Genomic DNA, 26,113 nt, shown 5'->3' with positions numbered 1-26,113 from the left:
CGATGGCGAAGCGAGTCACCAGAAGCGGACGGGGGCCCACCGGAGGAGGCCGCAGACCCACGGGCGCCGGCCGCCGCCCCACCGCCCGACGATCCTCCACGGCGCGTCGGCGGCCCACGGCGGCCGGTCGGTCCCCGGCCCGTGGCCGTGGGCGCGCGCGACGGAAGAACGCGTACGGCACCGGTGCCCTGGCGCTGCTCGTCCTCGCGGTCTCGTGGCGAGTGGTCTGGCCGTACGTCCTGGTCGCGGTCATCGTCGCCACCCTCTGGTGGCTCTGGCGCACCGACCGGCTCCACCGAGCGGGCGACCGCGCCCGGCGCGAACGGGACCGGTCGCTCACCGGTCTGCGCTCGCTGACCGAGGTGGACGCCCTGACCTGGCAGCAGTTCGAGGAGTACGTCGCGGCGCTCTGCCGCCGCGACGGCTGCACCGAGGTCGAGGTCAGCGGGAAATCCGGCGATCTGGGCGCGGATGTCGTCGGCTTCCTCCCGGACGGGCGCCGGCTCGTGGTGCAGTGCAAGCACTACGCCCCCCACCGGTACGTCCCCAGCGGTGATATGCAGAAGTTCGTCGGCACCGCCTTCCTGCACCACGGGGCGGACGCGGCGGTCTACGTCGCGACCTGCCCCTTCAGCCGGGCGGCGCTGGACCTCGCGGTGACGCACGGCATCCTCGCCATCCACCGCGACCTGCTCGGCCAGTGGAACACCGGCACCCCACTGACGGCACTGCTGCCGCTCAACGGGTCGGGGCAGGGGGACCGGAGGCACCGCAGACGGTGGAAGCGGACCTACGGCGGGTGAGCCCACCCTCCCGCCGCGGTGCCCGGGTCACCCGGGCCGAGCCGGTTGGCCGAGCCAGGGGGCCGAGCCGGTTGGCCGAGCCGGGGCCGAGCCGGTTGGCCGAGCCCGGTGAGCCCGCCGCCGCGGCCGGTCACCCGGGCTGAGCGACTGAGCCGGTCCGGTGAGCCGCGCCGGGGCTCACGCCGGCCGGTTCGACACCTGCGGGCCCGTCCAGCCATTGATCGTCGGGCCGGCCTCGGGGCGGACGGCACTCCGCTCGGGTGCTGCCTCATCCCTCGCGGGGACGGGCCGCCCCAGCCGCGCCAGTCGGTCCCGCAGGAGTTCGGACAGCTCCGTCTGTTCCTGCGCGGTCAACTTCCCGAGCAGTCCGGCCACCTCGTCCTCCCAGCTCCCGACGCCCTTGAGGAGTTCCCGGTTGCTGACGGACCAGTCCAGGACCTCCTGCACCTGATCCGGATGCCGGTGCAACCAGAGCGCCGCCAGCCACACCGGTCCGCCGCGGACCGCCTGCGCGCAGAACTCGTACTCCTCACGGCGGTTGGCCGACCAGGAGTACGGCAGGCCGACCTCACCGGACTGCCCCAGCCGCAGCTCGTCCTCCGCCTCCCGCGCGTGCACACCGGTGATGCGGTACGAGAGACCCGAGTCGTTCAGGTACTGCGGTGCGGACAGGTAGTACTGGATGTCGGCCGCACCGAAACCACGGCCCTCCCCGGCATGGACGCCCTCCAGCCGCCGCAGGTGATGGCCCAGGCTCCGGCACACCATGTTCCAGCCGTCGGTGACCCCCGCGCGGACGACCTGCACCGGATCGTGGACCCACCACAGCACTCGTGCGTCCACGGCCTCGGAGCCGTGCGCGGTCGGGAGGGTGATCCTGCGCGTCGCGGTCTCCTCGCCGAGACGCACATGGAAGGCGCATTCGTAGCCGCGCAGCCGTCCGGGAGAGGGGGCCCATCCCGGCCGGGACGTGCCCGTAACGGGTTCATGGGGGGACGGATCGGCGACGGCGTCACGGCGCCCGCGGCCGAGTAGGCGGTACTCCCCGTGCCGGTCCCTCAGCACCAGCGCCCGGTCCAGCCGCCCGGTCCAGCGCTGGCGCAGGATCTCCCGCCACGGTGCGTGGCCGGCCCGGACGTAGACGCGATCGTCGGTCTCGTACGTCATGAGGTGCTCCCCTGCGCGTAGGGGCCGCCCCGCGGGGTGCGGGGCGGGTCCAGGTCGGCGCGCCATTCCTCCAGGGCGTCGCGGACGATGCCCCGCCCGGCCAGCTCGGCGTCCTCGTGCCGGTCGATCTCCACGAAGAGGCGTAGCTCCCCGAGCCGCATCTCCCTCGCGAGCACGGTGAGCAGCAGCTCCACCGCCGCCTGTTGCCCGTCGCTCCACACGGCCGTACGGCACCAGTCGACGAGCCGGTGGGACGTCCGCTCGAAGGTCTCGTCGGTGTTCAGCGCCCGACGGATCAGTTCGATGATCGTCTGCGCGAAGTCGCCCTCGTCGAGCAGCTCCGCCTGGAACCACGCTGCCTCGTGCAGGAGCGGGGGGAACGCCCTGAGCGCCAGTTCGGCGGCGCTGCCCTCCTGGTCGGTCCAGGCGGCCAACTGGCCGAGGACCAGATGCTGATTGCCAGCGGCGAAGAGCGCCCACAGCGCGGTCCGTACGGCGAGGTCGACACGGGTCTCGTGGTCGTCCCGCTCGTTCCGGGGGCCGCCGGGCAGTCGGCGCAACAGGCGCATGGCGAGATCCGGCCGGGAGATCCCGAACTCGGTGCCGCAGGTGTACGCGACGGTCGAGCGCAGTTGCCAACTCTGTGTGGTGCTCCACTGGGTGAGCCGGTACTTGACCTCGGTGGCGAGTGTCGGGTCCGCTGCGGCGACGCCGAACGCGTGGGCGGCCATGGCGCGGCTGCATTCCCGTTCGGATTTCGCGAGTTCGCGGATGTGTCGGAGTGCCGTGCGCCCGCCACCCCAGGCCGCGGCCATACCCATGACCCGCCCGACGGGCTGGGTCATGTCCCGGCGGTCCTTGACGTCGTCCAGCCAACTGGTCAGTACCGCGGACAGTTGGCCGTACTCCCGCCACACATGCCGCAGCACGGTCTCCGCCTGCCGGTGCCGGGTGAAACGCACCGGCTCCACCGCGTAGCTGAATCCGTAGCCCCGCAGGACCTCGCTGGGCGCTCGGCGCGCCCGTACGGTCCGCAGCAGTTCCTCCAGCGACTTGCGGAAGACGAACCGGGGATTGGGCCGTGACTCCGCCCGCCGCCCTCGTTCCCCGTGGCCCCCGCCGTCGTCGGACGCGTCGGTCGCGGGGAGTACGGAGTGGAGGCGCCCGTCCGCGACCGTGAGGAGCCGGTCCGCCTCCTCCCGCACGATCCGGTGGTCGAGACCTTCGAAGACGCAGGTCGAGAGGAGGAAGGCGAGACCGTCCGCGTCATCGCTGAGTTCCCTGATCAGGTCCGGCACCTCCTCCTCCGCGAGGAAGCTCAGCCGGTCCCGGATGTCGCCGGGACCGGTGTCGTCGGCGTCGCGGGGGCTGGTCAGCGCGGCGACCAACTCGGCGACCTGGGCGGGTACGAGTTCGGGGACGAGCAGTTCGTCCAGCAGTCCGGGTTCCAGTGCGTCCAGCAGCCGGCCGCGCTCCACCCGGTCCGGTACCGCTGCTTCGAGGCGGGCTGCGAAGACGGCACGCGGCGGGGGCGGCTGACAGTGCAGGGGAGTGACGTGGAGATCCCGCTGGAGATCCCGGACGAGGCCCGGATCATCCGGCAGCACGATCACCATGCGGGCGTTGGCGTCAATCAGCCGGCGACGCAGATTGCCCAGCATCGCCGCCTTCCACGGGTGGGTGGGCAGCAGGCCGTCCACGAGGTAACCGCGGGCATCGGGGTGGGTGGGGCGCCAGGAGGCGAAGTCCATCTCACTGTCGACCGCCCGCAGTGCCGTGCTGTCGCCGCTGTGGCGGTGCAGCAGGTTCAGGGCCGCGGTGCGGCGGCCGGTTCCCGGTTCGCCGGTGAGGAAGAGGACTCGGCTGTCCAGGGTGGTGAGCGCGGCGGCGAACCAGGAGGGTTCGGCGAATCCCCGCCGCGCGTCCTGGATCTCGGCCGTGGAGATGGGCCCTTCGTGGGCCTCCACCAGGCGGTCACCGGGTCCGGTCGGGCGGCCTTCGTTCGCCACCCGCTGGCCACCGGTCACGGCTGCCGCGACGTTGCTCCCCGGTGCGTAGATGATGGGGGAGTATCCGCCTCCGGCGCCGGAAACGACATCCCTCAGTCCACGGACGAAGCCGTACGGGTCCGGGTGGCCCAGCTCGTCGTACGGGTCCTCGTCCTCGTGCTCCCCGGGCTCCTCGTGCTCCTCGTGCGGCGGATCGGCGTCCGCAGGCGGCGCCGCACCGGTCGGAACCGTGTCCGACGGGGGCACGCTGGGGCCACCCGGCTCCGGAGGTTCGTGCTCGCCGGACATCAGTAGCCCACGTTCTTGTCGCCGTGGACCGTGTCGCCGCCCTGATCCCCGTGGACCGTGCCCGCCTTGCTGCCGCCGATGTGGTCCCCGGCGATGTGCGTGCCACTGGTGTGGGTGTTGTGCACACTCTGGCCACCGTGCACGGTCCCCTGGTTCACATTTCCGCGGTCGGCCCTGATGGAGACCCGGCCGGCAGCGGTCTTCCGGGGGCCGCCGTCGGCGGCGGTCTTCCGGGGCTTCCTCTTCCGGTCGCCCCGGTTCTCCCGATCGCCCCGGTTCTCCCGGTCCTCCCGGTCCTCCCGGTCCTTCTTGTCCTCGATCACCCGGTCACCCAGGATTCGGCGGTCGTGAAGGGCCCCGGAGGGCGCGGGCACGTAGAGCCAGGCCCGCTGCTCGAACCGCTTGCCCTCCACGGTCGCCGGTACTTCCATGAAGTGGTCGAGATGCCGCCCCGTGTAGCCGCTGGCCACCGCGTCCTGGTAGCAGCGGTCGGAGAGGATGGCGGCGACCTGGGTGATGTTCTCGCTGGAGGCGGCGAGCATGGCCTTCACGGGACGTGAGTCGAGCAGCCGATGAGTGTCGTTGCGCGGGGTGCCGTTGCCGTCGTACTCCCCACCGTCGTCGGGCAGCGGCCCGATGTGCAGACTGACCCGGAGACGGATCCGAACCGCTCCCACCGAGTGCACATTGAACTCGGTCAGTACCTCCTGGAGGGTGCCGAGCCAGGGGTGGATGACGAACGGCATGTGGGCGGGGTCGAAGCCGAACACATAGCCGTCGCCGGTGGCGTTGGGGAACCTCCGCTCCGTCCAGACCTCGGTGAGCCCGGCGCGGTCGAACGACGAGTGGAGGAGCTGGGGAATGGTGCGGCTGATATGACCGTGCTCGATGGCCGGGTACCCCGTGAAGTCCTTGGCGTCGACGGCCAGGACGCCTCGGTACGGGGGGAGGAGCCGGCTCCGGGTGTGGGGGGCGGCGCTGGTCGCGGGCAGCGAGGGGTGACGTTCGGACATGAGGATTCCTCCGCGGGACGGGGCACCGGGCCGAAGGCCGGCCGGGGGGCATCGGCGGGACGGTTCGTCCGCGCCGTGCACTTCGAGACTCGCGGAGGCCGCCGCCCCGCTCCGCACCCGCGGTGCGGATGGCCCGTGACCGGCGTCACATCGTCCAGTCGGGATGTAGGCGTGGGCTGCGGGCCGTGGGCCGTCCCAGGGAGGTGCGCGTGTGTGTTCAGCCGTCGAGCTCGGCGGCGGTACGGCGCAGGGCGGTCAGGTCGCTGATCACGATGTGACCTCGCCGAGTGACCACACCGCAGGACCGCAGGTCCCCCAGTAGATCGGTCACCGTGTTCCGGGAGATCCCCAAATGCTGGGCCAGTTCCTCCCGCGTCAGCGTGAGGTCCGGGGAGAGTTCGGCGCAGGGGGCGGGCCAGTCGGAGGTGTCGGCGATCCGCACCAGGGTCGCCGCCAGCCTGAGCAGCGGGTCGCCGCCCGCGATGGCCCTGGTCGACTCGTGCACCCGCGTGATCGCGTAGCGGGCCAACACCGGTCCGAGGTTGTTGTCGTCGATGAACCGCTCGAAATCCGCCTTGCCCGTGACCGCGACCCGGCAGCGGGAGAGCGTCGCCACGCTCGCCAGCCGTCCGCCACCGGTCTGCACGGCCATCTCCCCCAGGAGTTCCCCCGGTCCTCGGAAGGCCAGCAGGGAGAGTTTCCCGTTCCGCTCCGTCCGAACGACTTTGAGCCGGCCGCTGAGCACCGCCAGGACATGGGTGCCGGCCTCGCCCTGGTGCAGCAGCGTCCTCCCGGGCGGGTGCCACTGGGTGTGTGCCTGTGCGATCAGCCTGCCCCAGACCTCTTCGCCGGCCAGATCGCGCAACGTCTGCGGAGTCGAACCGTCTGACTCCCCTGGGGGGTATGAGAGTTCGGTCATGGGTCGACCCTAGGAAGCCGCCTTGCACACCACAGCGGATTGGGATCTTTAGCCATAGATTGAGCCTTCTCGGCCATTCCGAGAGAGCCATTCCGAGAGAGTCGTTCCGACTGGTCGGCCGGCTGTCGGGGATCGGCTAACGCAGTAGCGGCAGGATGTCCCGCAGGTCGTCGGTGTCGACCACATGGTCCGCCACCGCGCGGGCGTCCGGTGTGGCGTTCAGGGCGATGGTGGTGCCCGCCGCGCGGAACAGCGACACATCGGAACGGGAGTCGCCGACCGCCGCCACATCGGCGAGCGCGACGCCGTTCGCCCGGCACCAGCCGTCGACGAAGGTGACCTTGCCGTCCTCGGACATGTGTCGGGAGACCCGGCCGGACAGCACTCCGTCGTTGATCTCCATCCCGACGCCCGATACCGCGGCGAACCACGGCCGGTGTTCGATCGCCTCGGAGACGAACTCCCAGGCCAGGGTAGCTAGCAGTAGGGTGCAGCCCGCGTCGGCCAGTTCGGTGAAGGTCTCCTCAAGCCCGCCTATCCAGGGTGCGTCCCGCAGATGGTCCCGTATCTGCCCGGTGGTGGTGCCGGCGAAGAGGGGGGCCTCCCTGGTCGAGTACTCGTGATGGTCGATCCCGTACTCGGCGTAGAGGCGTTCGAGTTCCTCGACGGCGGTGAGGTGCCCCATGGCGTGGGCGAGGAGGAGGGAGCCGGAGGTGTTGCGGAGCAGGGTTCCGTCGAGATCGAAGGCGATCACGGGGTGGCGGAAACTCATCGCGGGATGTCACTCCTGAAGCAGCGGTCTGAACAGCGGTCTGAACAGCGGTCTGAAGCGGCGGTCTGAAGCGGCGGTCCGAACTCGCGCTGGACGATGGCGTGGTCCGCGCCGATCATCTCGCATACGACCGGCGGGGGTGTCAGGCGTCGGCGGCGTACCGCCAGAAGTCCCGCATGAGATCGGTCGGTGTCGGCCCGGTCAACTCGCGCTGGGTGAGCAGGATGGCGACCCTGCCGCTCGACGGGTCGAGGTGCGCGGCGGTCCCCGTACCGCCGACCCAGCCGTAACGCCCGGGTACGTGCCAGGGATCGAGGGCCGTGACGTCGACGGAGCCGCCGAACCCCCAGCCCTGGCCCTCCAGGAACAGCGCCGCCGCCTCGCGCTGGGCCGGCGTCAGCCGATCGGTGGTCATCCGCCGTACCGACGCGGATGACAGCAGCCGCCGCCCGTCGGCGGTGGTCCCCCCGGCCAGCAGCATCCGGGCGAAGGCGTGCCAGTCGTCGGCGGTCGAGACCAGCCCACCGGCGCCGGACGGGAATGCGGGCGGTTCGCTCCACTGCCCGTCGGGGGCGTCGACCAGGTCGAACCCTCCGGCCGGGGCGGCCCGGTAGTAGCCGGTGAAACGGTCGAGCTTGTCGGCGGGGACCGAGAACCCCGTGTCGACCATGCCGAGCGGCTCGAACAGCCGCTCGGCCATGAACTCGGGCAACGGGCGCCCGGTGACCCGGGCGACCAGTACGCCCTGGATGTCGGAGCAGGTGTTGTAGAGCCACGCCTCGCCCGGCTGGTGCAGCAGCGGAATACGGGAGAGCGCCGCCATCCAGGCGTCCGGTTCCGGGACCTCCGACGGCTGCGGCGGCCCCTGCTTCAACTCGCTGAAGAGCAGGCCCACTACGGGTAGCGAGAAGTCGGACGGGAAGCCGTAGCCGGCCCGGGAGGTGAGCAGATCGAGCACGGTGATCGACCGGGCGGCCGGGACCACGGCGTCCACCGGCCCGGCCGGTGTGCGCAGCACGACCGGGGACGCCAGTTCCGGCAGCCATCGTTCGACCGGGTCGTCCAGGGTGATCAGGCCGTCGTCGGCCAGCAGCAGCACGGCCGCAGCGGTGAGGGGTTTGGTGATCGAGGCGATACGGAAGATCGAGTCCCGGGCCATCGGGGTGGCGCCTTCGACATCGGCGGACCCGGTGAACCGCACATCGACGACGGGCCGGTCTCCGCGGGAGATCAGGGCGACGGCTCCGGGCACCGTGCCGTCGCCGATGTGGGCCTGGAGGATGCTGTGCAGATCGGTCATCCAGCCACCTTCTCCCGTCCGCGGCCACCGGGTGGAATCCCACCCGGGATTTCCGGCGCCGACCCACCCGGGCGCGCGGCCATCGACCCCGTACGGGCCAATCGTGCACGTATGGCGGCCCGGTGAGTGGGTCTCAGACCCGAACGCGATTCTCCATGCGGTACGTGGTTCTCATGGCCGTACGTGATTCTCGTCGCCGCAGGTGATTCCCGGACCCGTACGCCTTGCCCGCCCGTACCCCTCGCCCCGCCGTCCCCGGGGTCCGGTCAGTCTCCCGTCCGCAGTACCGTCCCCCGGCGCTCGAACTCCAGCAGGTACTCCACATCCGTCGCCGCCTTCGATCCGAGTTCCCGTTCGAGCAGCCACAACGATCCGTCGATGCCCGAGCTGACGCCGCCCGCGCACACCAGATCGCCGTCGTCCACCGTTCGGACGTTCCGCACATCGGCCCCCTGGTCCCGCAGGTACTGCCGCGCGCCCTGGTGTGTCGTGCAGGGCCGACTGCCGATCAGACCCGCCTCGTGCAGCACGATCACTCCCGTACAGACGCCCATCAGGGTCAGCGACGGCCGGGCGGCGCGCCGCAGCGCGCGTGGCAGGACGCCCTTCTTGATCTCCGCCCAGATCCCGGCGCCGTCCCGTCGCCGGAAACCGCCACCGGGCACCACCAGCACATCGGCCGCCTGCGGTCGCCAGGCTCCGGGCACTTCCCACTCCGTGCCGAAGCTCCCCGTGACCCGGCCGGGGCGCCCGCTGGTCACCAGCTCGACGGTGACGGGATGCCCCATGGCGGCGGCGCCCGCGAAGACCTCCAGCGGTCCGAAGAGGTCGAGTTCCTCCACTCCGTCGAACGCGACGATCTGGACCCGCAGGGGGCGGACTGCGCTCCGGCCCGGTGCGGCGGATTCGGCGGCGCTGGCGGCGGTCGCCGCGCCCATGGACAGCGCCGCTCCGGCGCCGGCCGCGGTCAACAACGCGTCTCTGCGATTGATCGGTGCCACGGTGAAGACCTCCATCGGCCGGTACGGGCATCTCCCGTCCCGCTGTGGAGAGTTGGTCGCGGTACGGGACCGGAAAGTTCCCCGCGAGCCCGGGATATGCGCTTGTGCGCGAGCGGCGGTGAGCTGTTCAGGAGCTGGGGGCCGTTCCCGAGGGTCGGCGAGCTGGTCAGGAGCTGCGGGGGCACCGTCTCCGTCCGCGCTCAGAACTGCAACGCCGTGGCGACGTCCCGCCCGATGTCCTCGACGGCGGCGAGATCGAGCCCGTAGTGCACATAGCGGCCGTGGCGTTCCACCCGGACGAGCCCCAGATCGCGGAGCGTCCGCAGATGGCGCGAGACCTGCGGCCGGGTCATCGACAGTCGGTCCGCCAGATCCGCGGTGGTCATCGACTGGCGGGCGATCAGCCGGCAGAGCCGTACCCGCCGTGGATCGGTCAGCGCGAGCATCCGGCGGCGGGCCAGGGTGACGCCCACCACCCGGGTGTCGACCGGGAAGTGCACGACGGCGGGCAGGCCGGGTTCGTTCTTCACGACCAGATGCGGGGCGCCGAACCGGGTGGGGATGAGCAGGACCGGCGTACGGAGTGGCGTGATTACGGCGTGATGCACCTTGTCGAAGATGACCCGCAGCGGCCCGCCCCCGGACTCGGCGAGCCGGGCGCTGGACGGACTGAGCGAGAGCAGCGCAGCGGCCGGCCCGTCGTCCGCGAGCCGCTGCCGCACCCGGTGCGCGGCCCGGGTGAGGAAGGGCTCGGTCTCGGCCCACAGCGCGCCGAAGAACACCGGCCGGCAGAGATCCAGAAACCCGAGGACGTCCGCGCGCAGCGCCTCCGGATCACGCAGGAGGTCCTCGGCGAGGCCGAGATGTGGCTCCGGCAGCCCGGATGCGGCATGGCGCAGCGCGGCGGCCTGGTCGGGCTCGTGCCGCAGGCGGTCGAAGGTGAAGCCGTGGTAGCCACTGGCGCAGGAGTACGCGGTCAGTTCGGCGAACTGGTCCAGCGGCAGCCGGGTCAGTGTCGGCGCCGGAGCCGTACCGCCGCCGCCCGTTCCTTCGAGCCCGGTGTAGAAGCCACGCCAGCGCAGCGCCGTCCACAGCGGCGCGAACCGTCGGAGTCCGGCCCGGAAGGCGGGCGGTGCGGTACGGATGACCTCCTCGGCCCAGGGTGCGCGGTCCGCGTGGTGCGCGTGCTCGGTCAGCACGTGCAGGCAGGCGGCCAGCTCGGCGAGGGGCGATACGACGACCGGGAAGCGGCCGGGTACGGCCCCTTCCAGGACGATCACTACCGACATGGCGGGAGTGTACGGGGGGTTCCCGTACCGACCCCGCTACTTCCGGCTCCCGCGCCCGCGCCCACGGTCCGCCCCCGCCTCCGTCCCCTTACCCGTACCCGTACCAACTCCCCTACTTCCGGCTTCCGCCCCCGTCACGGACCCGGCCTCCGTCGCAGATCCGGTCTCCGTCACGGACCCGGACCCGGCCCCCGTCATGGACCCGGACCCGGACCCCGCCGCGAACTCGGCCCGCGCCGCCGCCAGGAACCCCGAATCCGCCAGCAGGTCGGAGACCACCCGCGCCAGCCCGACGGCGGCGATCCCGGTGCGGTCATGGGCGAGGGAGGTCACCGATGCCTCGCGCATGGCGTCGGAGTGGCTCGGCGTTCCGAAGTCGGCGGTCTGGACGTACGGGTGGATGACGGGCATGAGCTGCGAGAGGTTGCCGATATCGGATGAGCCGGCCGGGGAGTCCGCGTCGCCGGGGCCGATGGCGACACCCAGCGCGCGGACGGTGTCCCCGAACCGTTCAGCGAGCACCGTGTTGTTGCGGCGTTCCGCGTACATGGGTCCGGTTTCGGACAGCTCCGCGTCGGTCTCGGTGGCGAGCGCGGCGCCATCGGCGGCCTTGCGGACGCGTGCGACGAGGGCCTCCGTGGACGCGACGGTGCTGTCCCGTACATAGAGATCCACCACGGCTCGGGCCGGGACCACGTTCGGCGCCTGCCCGCCGTCCGTCACGATGCCGTGCACCCGGGCGGTCGGCGGCATGAACTGGCGCATCGTGTCGAGCGCGCCGAGGAACAACTGCGCGGCGGCCAGCGCGCTGCGCCCCTCCCACGGGGACTTCGCCGCGTGCGCGCTCACACCGGTGAAACAGACCCGCAGATGCGCGGCGGCCAGCGCGTGCTGGGTGGTCATCGAACGGTCGGCGGGATGAAACATCACCGCCGCGTCGACCCCGTCGAACACCCCGGCATGGGCGAGCCGCACCTTGCCCGCGCCGCCCATCTCCTCCCCCGGGGTGCCGATGACGGCGACGGTGCCCGTGTGCCCGGGCTGTGCCCGCACCACCGCGATGGCGGCGGCGGCACCCCCGGCCGCGATGAGGTTGTGCCCGCAGCCGTGCCCGACGCCGGGCAGCGCGTCATACTCCACGATCACGGTGATGTACGGGTCGGGGGTGCTGCCCTGGTGCGTCGCCACGAAGGCGGTGTCCACACCCCCCACCGGGGCGGTGATCTCGAATCCCGCCTCCGCCAGCCAGCGGGTGACCACCTGACTGGCGTGGTACTCGGCGAACTTCAACTCGGGACGGCCGTGAATGGCGCGGCTCACCGCTTCCATGCGGGGGTACAGCGCGGCGACTTCGGCGGTGAGGGCCTGTGTGGTGGCCGCATGGTCGCCGGCGCCGGCGCCGGCGCTGTCGCTGCCGGGTTCGTGGCCGTGCTCGTCGGCGCCGGTGTCCCCCTCGATGTTGGCGCCGACCTGGGCGTTGGCCTGGGCGTCGGTCTCGGCGTTGGCCTGGGCGTTGGTCTCGGCGTTGGCCTGGGCGTTGGTGTTCTCGGACATGCGAACTCCGCTCATGGGACGATCCATGAGCTGAGCCTGCGCCCACCATTGGCGCTCCGGTCCTGGGTTACCGCGCCCCAGGTAACCCCCGGCTCCGAGGGGACCGGTCCTCGCCCGTCAGCCGGCGCTCGGAGGCGGCGACCGGAGCCGGCCGCCCCGAATGCGCCCCACGCCAGGCCCCGGCCGCCCGAGCACTCCACCCGGCCGCCCGAACACGCGACCCAGTTGGTTCAGCTCACCCGGCCGGTTCACTCAGCCCATCCAGCTCAGCTCACCCGGCCGGTTCAGCGCGGCCCGTCGGCGGTTTCGTTCGCGGTTTCGTTCGCGGATTCCTGCGCGGCGCGCCGGTACTCGGCGTTGATGCGCTGGGCGTCTTCGAGCTGGTCCTCAAGGATGACGATGCGGCAGGCGGCCTCGACCGGAGTGCCCTGGTCGACCAGCTCACGGGCGCGGGCAGCGATCCGCAGTTGATAGCGGGAGTACCGGCGGTGCCCACCCTCCGAGCGGAGCGGCGTGATGAGGCGGGCCTCCCCGATGGCTCGGAGGAAGCCGGGAGTGGTGCCGAGCATCTCGGCGGCTCGTCCCATGGTGTACGCGGGGTAGTCGTCGTCGTCCAGGCGACCACCGAGCGGAGTATCTGCTGTCATTCTCACCTCGTTGTGCAACGCGTCGAGGGGCCCCGGTGCCGTACGGCACCAGGGCCCCGAAGGAAATTCAACACCATCCGTCGGCTCTACTGCCGCGCCGACCGTCTGTTTCCGCTACGCCGCCCGGGGAGAAGGGCGGGAGTGCGGGTTCGCTGCTGCGGGACCGGGGACCACCTTCCGTTTCGGGGCCGTGCGATACCCGGGCACGGATCCTGCCCACCCGGGTCGATCCTGATGGCGTCTGCTTCCTCCGTTCTTCCTCGGGAGCGATCCGGTACCGAACCGGACCACATGGACTGCGGGTCATGCTGTCGGTGGCCCCTGAACCATGGGCCGCCCAGTGCGGTTGCCAGTCCCGTCACCGTTTGCGAACTACCTGGCTTCGGAACTCCACAGCCGCACTGACCTGCGTACTTCAATCCACCACTGCCCGCCAGTTCATGTCTGCCGGGCCCTTGGTCGTCTCTGTCTACGAGAGAAACCCTAGCCACAGGATCGGCCAATGTCTACCGTGGCGAGGTGAGATTTTGCTGCGCTGGACGAAGAGAAAATCGGTGGTGCGCGCAGCCGGGCCGCACACACCCCTACGGCCTGACTCCCGGGTCACCCGTACGGCCCCGGTATATGGATGAGGGCCCGACCGGCAACTGCCGGTCGGGCCCTCATCTGTCTACCGATGTGTCGGTTGTCCGCTCCCGTGAGGTCAGGCGGAGACGGGAGTGCCGAGCATCGCCGAAGCCGTCTGGAGCGGCGTACGGGCGGGTTCGGGCGCGTCCTGGGGCAGGCTGCGGCAGGTGAAGCCGAGGGCGCTCATGGCCCGGGTGACCTCGGCGGCGGAGAAATCGCGTCGGTCCTGCCGGGTGACGACCTCACCCACCTGCTTGACGGGGTAGTGGCGACGGCCGATGACCACCGAGTCACCCGTGATCGGCTCGGGCTTGACGCCCTTCATCGACTCCAGCACGCCGCTCTTGGTCAGGTCGAACGGGAAGCGGGCGATAACAACGCGCATGATGCCTCACAGGGAGAGAGAGGAAGGGACGAGCTGACCGGAGTGGCCTGGTCAGCGGGAGAGAGCGAGAACGCCCAGTGTGTGACCATGCTCGCCGATGACGGGCGCGGTCCCGAACCGTTGCTGTCGCATCATGCGCTCCACTTCGGCCGTCGTGTTCACGGGGGCGGTCAAAAGTCGGTTTTCGCCGACATGTCTTTGAGGGTGGGGCTGTTCTGGGTCTGCCATGTCTGCCAGATCTGGAAGCCCTGGAAGCCCTGGAAGACCCGGCAGGTCTTAAGGGAGACCTTAGGCCGCCGAGTCGGCGGTGGACTCGGGCCGGCCCGTACGCCGCCCCGCCTGCCCGCCGCGGTCCTGCTGGCCGGCGCGGTCCTGCTGGGCGGGTCGGCCGGAAGCCGGTCGGTCCTGAGCCGACCGACCCTGCGCGGGTCGGCCCTGGCCGGGACGGCGACCGCGCCGGGTACGGGAGCCGCCACCGTCGCGTCGGGTGGTGCGCTCGCTGACCGGTGCCGTGATGACGACCGGCACGCCCGACGGAGTCCGCGCGCCGGTGATCCGGCTCAGCTCCTCCTCGCCGGCGCGGACCTGAGTGGTCTGCGGGCGGATCCCGGCGTCCGACATGAGACGCGCCATGTCACGCCGCTGCGGGGGCGTGACCAGAGTGACCACGCTGCCGGACTCGCCGGCACGGGCCGTACGGCCGCCGCGGTGCAGATAGTCCTTGTGGTCGCTCGGCGGGTCGACGTTCACGACCAGGTCGAGGTTGTCGACGTGGATGCCGCGCGCCGCGACATTGGTCGCCACCAGCACGTTCACATGACCGGTCTTGAAGTGGGACAGGGTCCGGGTGCGCTGGGGCTGCGACTTCCCGCCGTGCAGCGCGGCAGCTCGTACGCCACTGCTCAACAGGTGGGTGGTGAGCTGGTCGACGGCGTGCTTGGTGTCCAGGAACATGATCACCCGGCCCTCGCGAGCCGCGATCTCCGTCGTCGTCCGGTGCTTGTCCGCGCTGTGCACCTGCAGTATGTGGTGCTCCATCGTCGTGACCGCGCCCGCGGCGGGATCGACGGAGTGGACCACCGGGTCGACCAGATAGCGACGGACCAGGAGGTCGACGTTACGGTCCAGGGTGGCGGAGAACAGCATCCGCTGACCGCCGGGGGAGACCTGGTCGAGCAGTGCGGTGACCTGCGGCATGAAGCCCATGTCGGCCATCTGGTCGGCCTCGTCCAGCACGGTGATGCCGACCTCGTCCAGACGGCAGTCGCCGCGGTCGATGAGGTCCTTCAGCCGTCCGGGAGTCGCCACGACGACCTCCACCCCGGTGCGCAGCGCCCCGGCCTGCCTGCCGATCGGCATCCCGCCGACGACGGTGGCGAGCCGCAGCCGCATGGAGCGGGCGTACGGGGTGAGCGCGTCGGTGACCTGCTGGGCCAGCTCGCGAGTGGGTACGAGGACCAGCGCCAGCGGCTGTCGCGACTCGGCACGGCGGCCGGCCGTGCGGGCGAGCAGCGCGAGACCGAAGGCGAGGGTCTTGCCGGATCCGGTGCGCCCCCGGCCGAGGACGTCACGGCCCGCGAGGGAGTTCGGCAGGGTAGCCGCCTGGATGGGAAACGGAACGCTCACACCTTCCGCGGACAGCGCGGCCAGCAGGTGCTTGGGCATGTCGAGTTCGGCGAACGTCTCGACGGCGGGGAGTCCGGGAGTGAGCGTCACCGGCAGGGCGAACTCACCCTGCGGGGCGCTGGGTCGGCGTCCGTACCCACCCGAACGGCGCGGCGCGCCAGAGCGGTTGCCGCTCTTTCCTGATCCAGAGCCCGATCCATAGCCGGAGCCGGAGCCCGATCCGGAGCCATAGCCGGAGCCGGAGGTTCCGATACGGGTGCGGGTGCGGGCAAAGCGGTCGTTCGTACGTGTGCGGTTCATCAGAACCTTCCTCGATACGGCACGCATCAAGGAATTCCCGCGGAAAGGCGCAGCGCAGAGAATCGCAAGAACGAGCCGAGCTGAACGCGAAAGCGAATCCGGCCAGTGGTGAGAGCTTCATGGCCATCAGGGTCCGCGTGATCGTCATGTGAGTCATGTACGTCGTGGACGTCGTGTGCTTCATGGGACGAGGCGCTGAAACGAGCGGCCTGGTCCGGTGGGAGTGACCCCGGGCGGGGGCGGATACGGCAGGCTCTGACGGATTCTCATCCGGAGCCGGGAGCCGGGAGCCGGGAGCCGGGAGCCGGGAGCCGGGAGCCGGGAGCCGAGCGGCGGGGCCGGGTGGCGGTGGAACCGGAGCCTGGGCGCGCGCCGCCTGTCATCAGGTGGCTTCCCCCGGCGGGGGGTACTCGGCGGTACCGCGGAACGCAACGAGCTGGGGCCCGCACCCCAAGGTGCGGGCCCCAGCTCGGAAGTACGCGTCAGCGTCAGGCGGGAACGATGTTCTCGGCCGTCGGGCCCTTCTGGCCCTGCGCGATGTCGAAGGTCACCTTCTGGCCCTCCTGCAGCTCGCGGAAGCCCTGGGCGGCGATGTTCGAGTAGTGGGCGAACACGTCAGGGCCGCCACCGTCCTGCTCGATGAAGCCGAAACCCTTTTCCGCGTTGAACCACTTCACGGTGCCACTGGCCATGATATTTCTCCTTTGGGGCATTGCCCGGAACCCGCACTGTGCGGTCTCCGCGTCGCGATGATTGCCCCGCCCGGAAATAAAAATCCGGAAATACAGAAGCACTCTCACCGGCGCAGCGGCCGGTGAAGGCACTTGAAGTTTTGGGAACCAAACTGCAACTGATGTCGACAGTAGCACGAAGCGACCGGCCGAGCCGGGAGGATAATTCACTTCCGCCTGTTGTGTCAGAAACCCTCACAGCGCGTCGCGTCGATTTCTCACTTCACGGTCATAGATATTGATTTACGGGGAGCACAGCGTTCCCGCTGAAACGTCGAGTACATGACCACTGCGTCGGCGAACGAGTGCCCCCGCGGGAGCCGCGGGAGCCAAGCGGGAGCCAAGCGGGAGCCAAGCGGGAGCCAGGCAGGGGGGGCCTCGGGCGGGGGCGGCTCGGGCGACGTCTCCGGCCCTTCGCGGCGCCCGTGCGACGGACTCCGGGAGTCGCGACGACTACTTCGACAGTCGTTGTGACAGCCGTTTCGACAACTGCCGGAACCCGGAACCGGAAGACGCCTGACGGTGGGACCCCTCGGCGCTACGGTGTGTCTCTTCACAGAAAATACACAACACGCGACGTGAACGACACGGGCGCCACAGCCGACGCGGACGGCACAAACCACCCAAGGGGGGACCTTGAGTAACGCGTACCCGATCAGCCCGCCGCCAGCTCCACAGCCGGCCGCTGCGCAACGACCATTGCGGAAGATGAAGCGCATCTATGTCGGCGGCGTGTTGATCATGCTGGTCGGCTTCGGTTGCGGCAGCACGGCCGGATCGGCGGACGCCCGGTCGACCCCGGGGTCCGCGAAGCCCAGCCCCGCGCCGACGGTCACCGCCACCGTCACCGCGACGGCGACCGCCAGCGCGATACCCGAGCCCAGGGCGACGGTCACCAAACCCGGCCCGACCGTGACCGTGACCGTCACCAAGACGGAGACGGCGGAAGCCAACGACAGCGCCAACGGCGACGACACGAGCGGCGCCGGCCCGGACGTCTCCTACAAGAACTGTGCCGCCGCCCGCGCCGCCGGTGCCGCGCCGGTCCACCGGGGCCAGCCCGGCTACGGCAGCCACCTCGACCGCGACAACGACGGCACCGGCTGCGACTGGGGCTGACGAGCGCCCGCCCGTCCCGACTCCCGGTCGCCCGCCCACCCCGAGCCCGGGTGGGCGGCCCGGGTCCGGCCGCCCGGTGTCCGCAGTGCCCCCCGTCACCGGACGGGCGGGGACGAACCATGGTGCCCCCGCTAAGAGCCGGCGCGGCGGCCGTTACGGATTCTCGGTGAAGCGGACGGACCAGGCGTAACCGCTCAAGTTGTCCTGCGGGACCCGCCTGACCTCTCTGACCTGGCACCCGTCATGGCCGTACTTGCGGGCGAACCGGTCGAGGCGCTGAGCGTCGGTGAGGTCCTCCATGGACAGCGGCGCCCCCACGACCAGGTCTTCGTGAAGGATCGTCTCCCGCGCGCCGTCGTCGGAGCAGGCCGAGCAGAGATGCGATGTGGGTAGGGTCATGCGGCCAGTGTCCTCCTCGCCCGGCCCTCCCGGACACGATCCGCTCCCAGCCGCCGGCAAGACACGCCGGCCCGCTGCCCCTCGCGGCCGTTCACCCCCCCTGGGCCCCATCCCGCGCATGGTCGCGGTACCCACTCGGCCCCCGCTCCCCCTCTCCCGCGGTGACCGTCCCGGCGCACCCGCCGCGTACGGCCTTTGACTTCCCTGCGGACCATCCGCATACTCGCCATCACACCATTCCACTAACTAACTAGTGAATCGGGGGATCTGCATGGGTGACAGCTCTAGCCCGTACGCCATCGAGGCGCTCGACCTGGGCCGGAAGTATCTGCGCGGCTGGGCCCTGCGGGAGTGCTCCTTCCGGCTGCCCACCGGCTGCGTCAGCGCACTCGTGGGACCCAACGGCGCCGGCAAGTCCACTCTCCTGAGCATCGCCGGGCGTCTGCTCCGCCCCACCACCGGCAGCCTCCGCCTCTTCGGCCGAGAGATCGGTGATCCGGCGGTGCTGCCGCACATCGCGTTCGTGGACCAGGAACGCCCGCTGTACAAGCGGTTCACCGTCGCCGAGACACTGCGCATGGGCAGGGAACTCAACCCGCGCTGGGACCAGGCCGCCGCCGAGCGGATCGTGGAGGCGGGCAAGGTGCCCTTCGACGCCCGAGTCGGCACCCTCTCCTCCGGCCAGCGCACCCGGGTGGCCCTGGCCCTGGCCTTCGCCAAACGCGCCGAACTCCTGCTCCTGGACGAGCCGATGGCCGACCTCGACCCGCTCGCCCGGCACGAGCTGTCCGCCCTGCTGCTCTCCGAGGCCGCCGAACGCGGGCTGACCGTCCTGATGTCCTCGCACCTCCTCTCCGAGCTGGAAGAGATGTGCGACCACCTGCTCCTCCTCTCCGGCGCCCGGCTCCGCATGGCCGGCAACGTGGACGAGCTGATCCCCGCACACCGGCTCGTCACCGGACTCGCCGACCCCGGCCCGGAGGCCCGTACCAGCGACGGTGAGGAAGGCGCCGGCGTGCTGCCTCCCGGAATCGCCCAGCACCACACGGTGATCGAGGCCCGGTTCAGCGGACGCCAGTTCACCGCCCTGATCCGTACGGATTCGGAGCCCGGCGACGCGTACGACAGCGTGGAGCCGAGCCTCGAAGAGGTCCTGCTCGCCTATCTGCGCTCAGCCGACGCACCTTCGCTGATCAGCCCCGCGTCCCGTGTCCCCGTCACCCCGCAAGCAGAAGGGAAGGCAGCGTGAACGCCCCCACGACCGCCAAGGCCCCCGTCGGACGAACCGCGACCGCACGCCGTACCCTCCCGCGCGGACTGAGCGGGATGAGCTGGGTGGTGTGGCGCAACAACCGCACCGCCCTGCTGCTGCTCATCGGCCTCACCGCCGTGGTCTCCCTCTACTGCCTCGTCCAGCGCGTCGGGCTCGTGGAGTACATGGGCTCACCAGAGGCTGAACTGGGCAGTCTGCGCGACGCCGACGAAGACGTGATCGACAAACTGATCCCGGTGCTTCAGTTCCTGCCGGTCGCACTCGGCGTCTTCCTCGGTGCCCCGCTCGTCGCCTCCGAGTACGAGAACAGCACGCTCAGGCTCACCTCGACGCAGTCCGTCGGCCGGCTACGGATCGTCATGACGACACTGGCCGTACCGCTGGTCGTCGTGGCGCTCTGCACCACCGTGCTCACGCTGTCCTTCACCTGGCTGTGGCACCCGGCCCGCACCATCTACAACGGCGGCAACTGGTGGGACGGCGGCCTCTTCTTCGCGACCGGCCCGGTGCCGGTGGCCTTCAGCCTCTTCACCGTCTCGGCCGGCGTCCTCGCGGGAGCGGTCCTGCGCCGGTCGGTTGCCGCCATGGCCATCACCCTCGTCGGCCCCGCCCTGACGGGCTCGGTGGCGCTGGAATACCTGCGGACCTGGTTCGTCAGCCCCCACCGGATCTTCTACCCGGACGGCACTGAGCCCCCGGGGCTGAAGCCGGGCGACGTCTCGATCGACAACTGGGTCGCCACCGCGGACGGCAAGGTGTACGGATGGGGCACCTGCGCGCGGGCCACGGAGAAGGAGAGCGCGGAGTGCGACGCTAAGCATGGCATCGTGAAGGACGCCATCGACTATGTGACGCTGGACCAGATGCCCGGCCTTCAGTGGATGATCTCCGGAGTCCTTCTGGCACTGGCCGCCGTCGCGATCGTCGGCACCGCGTGGTGGACACACCGCAGGTCGCTGTGAGGCCCTGCCGGGCTGGAAGAACGGGGAGATAGAACGTGGTCGAGTTCCGGATCGACCGGCGCAGCGGAATGGCCACGTACCTCCAGATCGTGCAGCAGGTCAAACAGGCGCTGCGGCTCGGCATCCTGGTCGAGGGCGACCGCCTCCCCACCGCCGCCCAGGTGGCCGCCTCCACCCGGGTCAACCCCAACACCACCCTCAAGGCATACCGCGAACTCGAACGCGAGGGCCTGGTCGAACCCCGCCCCGGCGTCGGCACCTTCGTGAGCCGTTCCCTCGTCCGCCCGCCGTCCCAGGACGGCGAGCGCCTGGCGGCGGAACTGCTCACCTGGATGACCGGCGCACGGAAGGCGGGCCTGGAGCGCGAAGACGTGAAGGCCCTGCTGGACGCGACCCTGGACGGCCAGTTCCCTCCGCCGGACACCAGCGACGCCTAGCCATCCACCCGCTGCCCCCGCGCCCGATGATCAGCCATCGTGCACCCAGCGCCTGATGTGGTCTAGACAACAAACAAGGCCCTGGTCTCCGACCAGGGCCTTCATCATGGAGCGGGTGACGAGAATCGAACTCGCGCTCTGAGCTTGGGAAGCTCATGTTCTACCATTAAACTACACCCGCGCGGCGGTCCGTGATCCAGAACCGCAAGCGTCGCTCACTCTACCCCATCCCCCGCCCCGGCCGTATGCCGCCGTGGTGCACGCGTGCCGTGTGGTGGTCGACGCGGGCGTTTCGGGGGGCAGTTGAGGCGTACCGTTGGGGAGCGGAGTGCCGCCCGGTTAGTCGTGGAGTTCATCCCCTAATGTGGTCGTTCGTCCGCATTTGTTGGGGAAGGGACTCATGGACTTGATGGAGCGCACCGTCGTCCGCTGTGCCGAGGGGCACGTCTTCGCTACCGCCTCGTTTCCGATGCAGCAGCTCGGTGCCGGGCGGATCGGGCCCGGCCGGCTCATTCGGTGTCCACGGTGTGCGCGGCTGCGCAGTGCCGTGCCCGTGAGAGCCGTCAAGCGGTAGCGGAAGCAGGGACGAGCGGCAGAGGAGCCGGGGCGCGCGGGCCGACCGATTGGGGTGGGTCCGCGCGCTCTGCGTATCCTCGGGGGGTGCTTCTCTCAGACAAGGACATCCGAGCCGAGATCGCCGCAGGTCGGGTGCGTATCGACCCGTACGACGAATCCATGGTGCAGCCCTCGAGCATCGATGTGCGGCTGGACCGCTACTTCCGGGTGTTCGAGAACCACCGCTACCCCCACATCGACCCCGCCGTCGAGCAGATCGATCTGACCCGCACGGTGGAGCCGGAGGGCGACGAGCCCTTCATCCTCCACCCCGGGGAGTTCGTGCTCGCCTCGACCTACGAGGTCATCAGCCTGCCCGACGATCTCGCCTCCCGGCTGGAGGGCAAGAGCTCCCTCGGGCGGCTCGGGCTCGTCACCCATTCCACCGCTGGCTTCATCGACCCCGGATTCTCCGGCCATGTGACGTTGGAGCTGTCGAACCTCGCGACGCTGCCGATCAAGCTCTGGCCCGGAATGAAGATCGGCCAGCTCTGTATGTTCCGGCTCAGCTCGCCGGCCGAGTTCCCGTACGGGAGTGAGCGCTACGGCTCCCGTTACCAGGGGCAGCGCGGGCCGACCGCGTCTCGTTCGTTCCAGAATTTCCATCGGACCCAGGTGTGAGCATGAGTGACGCACGAGAGAACCTGACGTACGACGGGTTCGGCGGCGCCGTCCGTGAGCTGGCGCAGACCATCGCCGACGACGGGTATGAGCCCGATGTCGTGCTCTCCATCGCCCGGGGCGGTGTCTTCGTCGCCGGTGGGCTGGCGTACGCGCTCGACTGCAAGAACATCCACCTGGTGAATGTCGAGTTCTATACGGGCGTGGGAACCACCCTCGAAATGCCCGTCATGCTGGCGCCCGTTCCCAACGCGATCGACTTCTCGAACAAGAAGGTCCTCATCGCGGACGATGTCGCGGACACCGGAAAGACCCTCAAGCTCGTCCACGACTTCTGTGTGGCCCATGTCGCCGAGGTCCGTTCCGCCGTCATCTACGAGAAGTCCCACTCGCTCGTGAAGTGCGAGTACGTCTGGAAGCGCACCGACGAGTGGATCAACTTCCCTTGGAGCGTGCTGCCTCCCGTACGCAAGGCGGGCCAGCCCATCACGCCCTCCAAGGACGCCCTGTAGCCCAGCGGCCCCGGCGATACCCGCCACCCGCGCCGCCCGGCCCGCCCGCCCGGCTGGAACCGGCGACGCGACGAAGGCCCCGTTCTCCGTGGAGAGCGGGGCCTTCGCCGTGCGCCCGCCTCAGATGGTGCCGAGCTTGATGATCGACAGCAGTGCGATGAGCTGGATCGCCGACGCCCCGAGCGCCTTCGGCCACGGCAGGTCGTGCGATTTGCTCACCATCGAGGTGAACAGCGCGGCCGCCGCCAGCCAGGTCGCCCAGCCCAGCAGTTGGACCAGGGAGTTCTCGCCGCCCAGGAACATGGCGAAGACCAGCCGTGGCGCGTCCGTGATCGACATGATCAGCATGGAGAAGCCGACCGTCGGCTGCCAGGCTCCCGTACCGCCGAGCTGGCGGGCCAGGGTGTGGGTCACCGCTCCGAGGATCGAACCGCCGATGACGAACGCGACCGCCGTCGTCAGCGCGTACGGGATCGCCGTGGAGATCGTCGCGTTGATCGTCTCCTCGCGCGCCTTGTCGAAGCCGAAGATCGCGAGCAGTCCGTACAGGAACGTGACCACCAGCGCCGGGCCCCACACCGCGTAGTCCCGCATCTGTAGGAACGTCGGTCCCGGGCGCAGCACGATCCCGCTCAGCAACTGCTTCCAGTGCAGCCGCGGGCCGGACGGTGGCGCGGGCGCGTCGCCGCCCTGGTAGGTCGAGCCCTGGCCGTACGGGTCGTGTACGGAGAACGCCTGGGTGTGGCCCGCGCTGTTCGCGTACGGGTCGTGCTGCGGCGCGCCGCCGTACTGCGGCTGCTGGTGGCCCTGGTGGTGCGGGTGTTGCTGTGCGTGTGGATGAGGTTGCTGGGGAGGCTGCTGCTGGTACGGGTCGAAGTACTCCGGCTCCCCGTGCGGGCCCCGCTGCCCCTGTGGGCCCGGGTACCCGCCCGCCGGCGGCCACTGCGGCGGCGCCGCATGGCCACCCGCGTACGGCGGGGGTGCCTGTTGCGGTTGCTGCTGCTGCCGTTGCTGCTGCCTGCGGTTGTCCCGGCCGCGTCCGATCCTGAATCCAGCCACGCCTTCGAACGTACCCGCTTCCGGCGTACTCGGTGCAGGACGAAAGGGATTGAGCCACCCTTTGCGGCTGACCTGTGACATCCCCTAGGGGGAGCCAGGAGGGGCGAGGGAGGGGGCAGGGGAGAGGAAGAGGAGAGGAAAGGGAGCAGGGGCGAGGGGGAAAGCGCGCGGCCGGACCCGCTCGGGGCGGGTCCGGCCGCTTGAGGCGTCGGGAGGGTTACTTCGCGGGCTCCGGCTCCGGTGCGTTCTCCGGCTCCTCCGATGGTGCCGGGTCGGCCGGGGGCGTCCGTACGGAGTCCAGCAGTAGCTGGGCCACGTCCACGACCTTGAGGCTCTCCTTCGCCTGGCCGTCGTTCTTCTTGCCGTTCACCGAATCCGTGAGCATGACCAGGCAGAACGGGCACGCCGTCGAGACGATGTCCGGGTTCAGCGAGAGCGCCTCGTCCACGCGCTCGTTGTTGACGCGCTTGCCGATCCGCTCCTCCATCCACATCCGTGCGCCGCCCGCGCCGCAGCAGAAGCCGCGCTCCTTGTGGCGGTGCATCTCCTGCTGTCGCAGCCCGGGGACGGCGGACATGATCTCGCGCGGCGGTGTGTAGACCTTGTTGTGCCGGCCCAGGTAGCAGGGGTCGTGGTAGGTGATCAGACCCTCGACCGGGGTCACCGGGACCAGCCGGCCCTCGTCGATCAGATGCTGGAGCAGTTGGGTGTGGTGGATGACCTCGAACTCGCCGCCGAGCTGCGGGTACTCGTTGGCGATCGTGTTGAAGCAGTGCGGGCAGGTGGCGACGATCTTCTTCGAGGAGGTGGGCTTCTTGGTCGCCGGGTCCTCGTCGTCCTCGCCGAACGCCATGTTCAGCATCGCCACGTTCTCCTGGCCGAGCTGCTGGAACAGCGGCTCGTTGCCCAGGCGGCGCGGCGAGTCACCGGTGCACTTCTCCTCGCCGCCCATGATCGCGAACTTCACGCCCGCCATGTGCAGCAGCTCGGCGAACGCCTTCGTGGTCTTCTTCGCCCGGTCCTCCAGGGCGCCGGCGCAGCCGACCCAGTAGAGGTAGTCGACCTCCGTCAGGTCCGCCACGTCCTTGCCGACGATCGGGACCTCGAAGTCGACCTCCTTGGTCCACTCGACGCGCTGCTTCTTCGCCAGGCCCCAGGGGTTGCCCTTCTTCTCCAGGTTCTTGAGCATCGTGCCCGCCTCGGACGGGAACGCGGACTCGATCATCACCTGGTAGCGGCGCATATCGACGATGTGGTCGATGTGCTCGATGTCGACCGGGCACTGCTCGACGCACGCCCCGCAGGTCGTGCACGACCAGAGGACGTCGGGGTCGATGACGCCGTTCTCCTCCAGGGTGCCGATGAGCGGGCGCTCCGCCTCCGCGAGCGCGGACGCCGGTACGTCCTTCAGGGCCTCGGCGGACGCCTTCTCCTCGCCCTCCATGGTCTTGCCGCCGCCGGCCAGCAGATACGGCGCCTTGGCGTGTGCGTGGTCGCGCAGCGACATGATCAGGAGTTTGGGGGACAGCGGCTTACCGGTGTTCCAGGCCGGGCACTGCGACTGGCAGCGACCGCATTCGGTGCAGGTGGAGAAGTCGAGGATGCCCTTCCAGGAGAAGTGCTCGACCTGGGAGACGCCGAAGACGGTCTCCTCGCCGCTCTCGTCGTCGAAGACCGTCTCGAAGTCGATCTCCTTGCCGTCGGACACCATCGGCCGGAGCGCGCCGAGCGCGGTCCCGCCGTCGGCCTCGCGCTTGAACCAGATGTTCGGGAAGCCGAGGAAGCGGTGCCAGGCGACACCCATATTGGTGTTGAGCGACACCGTGATCATCCAGATCAGCGAGGCGCAGATCTTGATCATCGCGGTGAGGTAGATCAGCGTCTGGAGGGTGCTGACGTCGAGGCCGTCGAAGAGCGTGACCAGGGGGTACGAGACGAAGTACGCGGCCTCGTAGCCCTGGACGTGGTGGATCGCGCCCTCCAGCCCGCGCAGGGCGAGGATCGCGAGACCGATGGTGAGGATCACGTACTCGACGAAGTACGCCTGCCATGCCTTGGAGCCCGCGAACCGGGACTTGCGGCCGGCCCGGGAGGGGAGGTTCAGCAGCCGGATCGCCATCAGGACGAGGATGCCCACGACGGTCATTAGGCCGATGAACTCGATGTACATCTCGAACGGCACGAAGCCGCCGATCACCGGCAGCATCCAGTCCGCCTGGAAGAGCTGTCCGTACGCCTGGGCCAGGGTCGGCGGCAGGGTGAGGAAGCCGATCGCGACGAACCAGTGGGCCACGCCCACGATCCCCCACCGGTTCATCCGGCTGTGGCCGAGGAACTCCTTGGCCAGGGTGATCGTGCGCTGTCGGGGGCGGTCGGTGCGGCTGCCGGCCGGTACGGGTTGGCCGAGCTTCACGAACCGGTAGATCTGCGCGACGGCTCGGGCGATGAGCGCAACGCCGACCACGGTCAGGACCAGCGACACGACGATCGCGGCGAGTTGCATTTCGGGCTCCTCGGGCCTGCGAGGGAGGGTTGGGGGGCCGGTCAGTACGTCCGGTCAGCGCGTCCGACCGGCGCGAACCGCCGGCAGATATGCTGTCCAAGCGGTACTACTAAGCGGTAACTTAATCAGTCCGTGCTGAGACTACCCACTTATTTCGCCGCACTGTAGCCACGCGGCCGGTG

At 70.1% G+C, this 26,113-nt stretch carries 23 protein-coding genes and 1 tRNA gene; 7 read left to right on the top strand and 17 right to left on the bottom strand.

Annotated elements, in window-relative coordinates:
• Window positions 1–221: 221 nt before the first annotated feature.
• On the top strand, window positions 222–803 hold the full coding sequence (locus tag ACH4S7_RS11805) for a restriction endonuclease (RefSeq protein ID WP_398521358.1): 582 nt from the start codon (window positions 222–224) through the stop codon (window positions 801–803).
• Between the two features lie 177 nt (window positions 804–980).
• Here ACH4S7_RS11805 and ACH4S7_RS11800 read toward each other — a convergent pair whose 3' ends face one another.
• From ACH4S7_RS11800 to ACH4S7_RS11740, 13 genes are all read right to left on the bottom strand, one after another.
• The gene (locus ACH4S7_RS11800; RefSeq protein WP_398520976.1) at window positions 981–1,970 is read right to left on the bottom strand and encodes a hypothetical protein; all 990 of its coding nucleotides are present in this window, start codon (window positions 1,968–1,970) and stop codon (window positions 981–983) included.
• Window positions 1,967–4,267 carry a hypothetical protein gene (locus tag ACH4S7_RS11795; protein WP_398520975.1) on the bottom strand — a complete coding sequence of 767 codons (2,301 nt, stop codon included), beginning with the start codon at window positions 4,265–4,267 and terminating at the stop codon, window positions 1,967–1,969. The genes ACH4S7_RS11800 and ACH4S7_RS11795 overlap by 4 nt, the downstream gene beginning before the upstream one ends.
• Window positions 4,267–5,280 (bottom strand): hypothetical protein, encoded by a 1,014-nt coding sequence (locus ACH4S7_RS11790; protein ID WP_398520974.1) that lies wholly within the window; start codon window positions 5,278–5,280, stop codon window positions 4,267–4,269. The genes ACH4S7_RS11795 and ACH4S7_RS11790 overlap by 1 nt, the downstream gene beginning before the upstream one ends.
• Before the next feature lie 217 nt (window positions 5,281–5,497).
• On the bottom strand, window positions 5,498–6,199 hold the full coding sequence (locus ACH4S7_RS11785) for a Crp/Fnr family transcriptional regulator (protein WP_398520973.1): 702 nt from the start codon (window positions 6,197–6,199) through the stop codon (window positions 5,498–5,500).
• A gap of 136 nt (window positions 6,200–6,335) precedes the next feature.
• Complete coding sequence (locus ACH4S7_RS11780) at window positions 6,336–6,971, bottom strand: HAD family hydrolase (protein WP_398520972.1); 636 nt, start codon at window positions 6,969–6,971, stop codon at window positions 6,336–6,338.
• Window positions 6,972–7,113: 142 nt separating this feature from the next.
• Window positions 7,114–8,271, bottom strand: a complete 1,158-nt coding sequence (locus ACH4S7_RS11775) for a serine hydrolase domain-containing protein (protein ID WP_398520971.1) — start codon at window positions 8,269–8,271, stop codon at window positions 7,114–7,116.
• Between the two features lie 266 nt (window positions 8,272–8,537).
• On the bottom strand, window positions 8,538–9,272 hold the full coding sequence (locus tag ACH4S7_RS11770; protein WP_398520970.1) for a DJ-1/PfpI family protein: 735 nt from the start codon (window positions 9,270–9,272) through the stop codon (window positions 8,538–8,540).
• A 200-nt stretch (window positions 9,273–9,472) separates the two neighbouring features.
• Window positions 9,473–10,561 (bottom strand): DUF5937 family protein, encoded by a 1,089-nt coding sequence (locus ACH4S7_RS11765; protein WP_398520969.1) that lies wholly within the window; start codon window positions 10,559–10,561, stop codon window positions 9,473–9,475.
• Between the two features lie 36 nt (window positions 10,562–10,597).
• Complete coding sequence (locus ACH4S7_RS11760; protein ID WP_398520968.1) at window positions 10,598–12,130, bottom strand: amidohydrolase; 1,533 nt, start codon at window positions 12,128–12,130, stop codon at window positions 10,598–10,600.
• A gap of 269 nt (window positions 12,131–12,399) precedes the next feature.
• On the bottom strand, window positions 12,400–12,762 hold the full coding sequence (locus tag ACH4S7_RS11755) for a MerR family transcriptional regulator (protein WP_398520967.1): 363 nt from the start codon (window positions 12,760–12,762) through the stop codon (window positions 12,400–12,402).
• 703 nt (window positions 12,763–13,465) lie between these two features.
• Complete coding sequence (locus ACH4S7_RS11750; protein ID WP_398520966.1) at window positions 13,466–13,774, bottom strand: SCO5918 family protein; 309 nt, start codon at window positions 13,772–13,774, stop codon at window positions 13,466–13,468.
• Window positions 13,775–14,062: 288 nt separating this feature from the next.
• Window positions 14,063–15,700 carry a DEAD/DEAH box helicase gene (locus ACH4S7_RS11745; RefSeq protein WP_398520965.1) on the bottom strand — a complete coding sequence of 546 codons (1,638 nt, stop codon included), beginning with the start codon at window positions 15,698–15,700 and terminating at the stop codon, window positions 14,063–14,065.
• A 488-nt stretch (window positions 15,701–16,188) separates the two neighbouring features.
• A complete protein-coding gene (locus ACH4S7_RS11740; protein WP_376581976.1) occupies window positions 16,189–16,392 on the bottom strand; it encodes a cold-shock protein in 204 nt (67 codons plus the stop codon).
• 747 nt (window positions 16,393–17,139) lie between these two features.
• Between ACH4S7_RS11740 and ACH4S7_RS11735 the strand changes: the two genes are divergently transcribed.
• Window positions 17,140–17,550, top strand: a complete 411-nt coding sequence (locus tag ACH4S7_RS11735) for an excalibur calcium-binding domain-containing protein (protein WP_398520964.1) — start codon at window positions 17,140–17,142, stop codon at window positions 17,548–17,550.
• A gap of 153 nt (window positions 17,551–17,703) precedes the next feature.
• Here ACH4S7_RS11735 and ACH4S7_RS11730 read toward each other — a convergent pair whose 3' ends face one another.
• Complete coding sequence (locus ACH4S7_RS11730) at window positions 17,704–17,949, bottom strand: hypothetical protein (RefSeq protein WP_398520963.1); 246 nt, start codon at window positions 17,947–17,949, stop codon at window positions 17,704–17,706.
• Between the two features lie 271 nt (window positions 17,950–18,220).
• Between ACH4S7_RS11730 and ACH4S7_RS11725 the strand changes: the two genes are divergently transcribed.
• From ACH4S7_RS11725 to ACH4S7_RS11715, 3 genes are all read left to right on the top strand, one after another.
• A complete protein-coding gene (locus ACH4S7_RS11725; protein ID WP_398520962.1) occupies window positions 18,221–19,198 on the top strand; it encodes an ABC transporter ATP-binding protein in 978 nt (325 codons plus the stop codon).
• The gene (locus ACH4S7_RS11720) at window positions 19,195–20,184 is read left to right on the top strand and encodes an ABC transporter permease (protein WP_398520961.1); all 990 of its coding nucleotides are present in this window, start codon (window positions 19,195–19,197) and stop codon (window positions 20,182–20,184) included. Before ACH4S7_RS11725 ends, ACH4S7_RS11720 begins: the two co-directional genes overlap by 4 nt.
• 68 nt (window positions 20,185–20,252) lie before the next feature.
• Window positions 20,253–20,621, top strand: coding sequence for a GntR family transcriptional regulator (locus ACH4S7_RS11715; protein WP_398521357.1), 369 nt, complete (start codon window positions 20,253–20,255; stop codon window positions 20,619–20,621).
• Between the two features lie 107 nt (window positions 20,622–20,728).
• Here the strand turns inward: ACH4S7_RS11715 and ACH4S7_RS11710 are convergent.
• Window positions 20,729–20,802, bottom strand: a tRNA-Gly gene (locus ACH4S7_RS11710).
• A gap of 479 nt (window positions 20,803–21,281) precedes the next feature.
• Between ACH4S7_RS11710 and dcd the strand changes: the two genes are divergently transcribed.
• On the top strand, window positions 21,282–21,857 hold the full coding sequence (dcd, locus tag ACH4S7_RS11705; RefSeq protein ID WP_398520960.1) for a dCTP deaminase: 576 nt from the start codon (window positions 21,282–21,284) through the stop codon (window positions 21,855–21,857).
• Between the two features lie 2 nt (window positions 21,858–21,859).
• On the top strand, window positions 21,860–22,369 hold the full coding sequence (locus ACH4S7_RS11700; protein WP_398520959.1) for a phosphoribosyltransferase: 510 nt from the start codon (window positions 21,860–21,862) through the stop codon (window positions 22,367–22,369).
• Between the two features lie 120 nt (window positions 22,370–22,489).
• On the opposite strand, the gene ACH4S7_RS11695 is transcribed toward ACH4S7_RS11700, so the two are convergent.
• Window positions 22,490–23,428, bottom strand: coding sequence for a Yip1 family protein (locus ACH4S7_RS11695; protein WP_398520958.1), 939 nt, complete (start codon window positions 23,426–23,428; stop codon window positions 22,490–22,492).
• 217 nt (window positions 23,429–23,645) lie between these two features.
• On the bottom strand, window positions 23,646–25,931 hold the full coding sequence (locus tag ACH4S7_RS11690; RefSeq protein ID WP_398520957.1) for a (Fe-S)-binding protein: 2,286 nt from the start codon (window positions 25,929–25,931) through the stop codon (window positions 23,646–23,648).
• Window positions 25,932–26,113: the final 182 nt, after the last annotated feature.

Origin of the sequence: Streptomyces sp. NPDC020965 (genome assembly GCF_044333555.1) — a bacterium.
Taxonomy (GTDB): Bacteria; Actinomycetota; Actinomycetes; order Streptomycetales; family Streptomycetaceae; genus Streptomyces.
This window is presented reverse-complemented; position numbering and strand designations above follow the sequence as displayed.

Coding starts and splice junctions, on each gene's coding strand:
- ACH4S7_RS11760 (WP_398520968.1), bottom strand. CDS start 12,130: ATGAGCGGAGTTCGCATGTCCGAGAACACCAACGCCCAGGCCAACGCC.
- ACH4S7_RS11750 (WP_398520966.1), bottom strand. CDS start 13,774: ATGCGCGTTGTTATCGCCCGCTTCCCGTTCGACCTGACCAAGAGCGGC.
- ACH4S7_RS11780 (WP_398520972.1), bottom strand. CDS start 6,971: ATGAGTTTCCGCCACCCCGTGATCGCCTTCGATCTCGACGGAACCCTG.
- ACH4S7_RS11700 (WP_398520959.1), top strand. CDS start 21,860: ATGAGTGACGCACGAGAGAACCTGACGTACGACGGGTTCGGCGGCGCC.
- ACH4S7_RS11800 (WP_398520976.1), bottom strand. CDS start 1,970: ATGACGTACGAGACCGACGATCGCGTCTACGTCCGGGCCGGCCACGCA.
- ACH4S7_RS11735 (WP_398520964.1), top strand. CDS start 17,140: ATGAAGCGCATCTATGTCGGCGGCGTGTTGATCATGCTGGTCGGCTTC.
- ACH4S7_RS11730 (WP_398520963.1), bottom strand. CDS start 17,949: ATGACCCTACCCACATCGCATCTCTGCTCGGCCTGCTCCGACGACGGC.
- ACH4S7_RS11715 (WP_398521357.1), top strand. CDS start 20,253: ATGGCCACGTACCTCCAGATCGTGCAGCAGGTCAAACAGGCGCTGCGG.
- ACH4S7_RS11765 (WP_398520969.1), bottom strand. CDS start 10,561: ATGTCGGTAGTGATCGTCCTGGAAGGGGCCGTACCCGGCCGCTTCCCG.
- ACH4S7_RS11725 (WP_398520962.1), top strand. CDS start 18,221: ATGGGTGACAGCTCTAGCCCGTACGCCATCGAGGCGCTCGACCTGGGC.
- ACH4S7_RS11775 (WP_398520971.1), bottom strand. CDS start 8,271: ATGACCGATCTGCACAGCATCCTCCAGGCCCACATCGGCGACGGCACG.
- ACH4S7_RS11755 (WP_398520967.1), bottom strand. CDS start 12,762: ATGACAGCAGATACTCCGCTCGGTGGTCGCCTGGACGACGACGACTAC.
- ACH4S7_RS11785 (WP_398520973.1), bottom strand. CDS start 6,199: ATGACCGAACTCTCATACCCCCCAGGGGAGTCAGACGGTTCGACTCCG.
- ACH4S7_RS11745 (WP_398520965.1), bottom strand. CDS start 15,700: ATGAACCGCACACGTACGAACGACCGCTTTGCCCGCACCCGCACCCGT.
- ACH4S7_RS11740 (WP_376581976.1), bottom strand. CDS start 16,392: ATGGCCAGTGGCACCGTGAAGTGGTTCAACGCGGAAAAGGGTTTCGGC.
- ACH4S7_RS11690 (WP_398520957.1), bottom strand. CDS start 25,931: ATGCAACTCGCCGCGATCGTCGTGTCGCTGGTCCTGACCGTGGTCGGC.
- ACH4S7_RS11795 (WP_398520975.1), bottom strand. CDS start 4,267: ATGTCCGGCGAGCACGAACCTCCGGAGCCGGGTGGCCCCAGCGTGCCC.
- ACH4S7_RS11790 (WP_398520974.1), bottom strand. CDS start 5,280: ATGTCCGAACGTCACCCCTCGCTGCCCGCGACCAGCGCCGCCCCCCAC.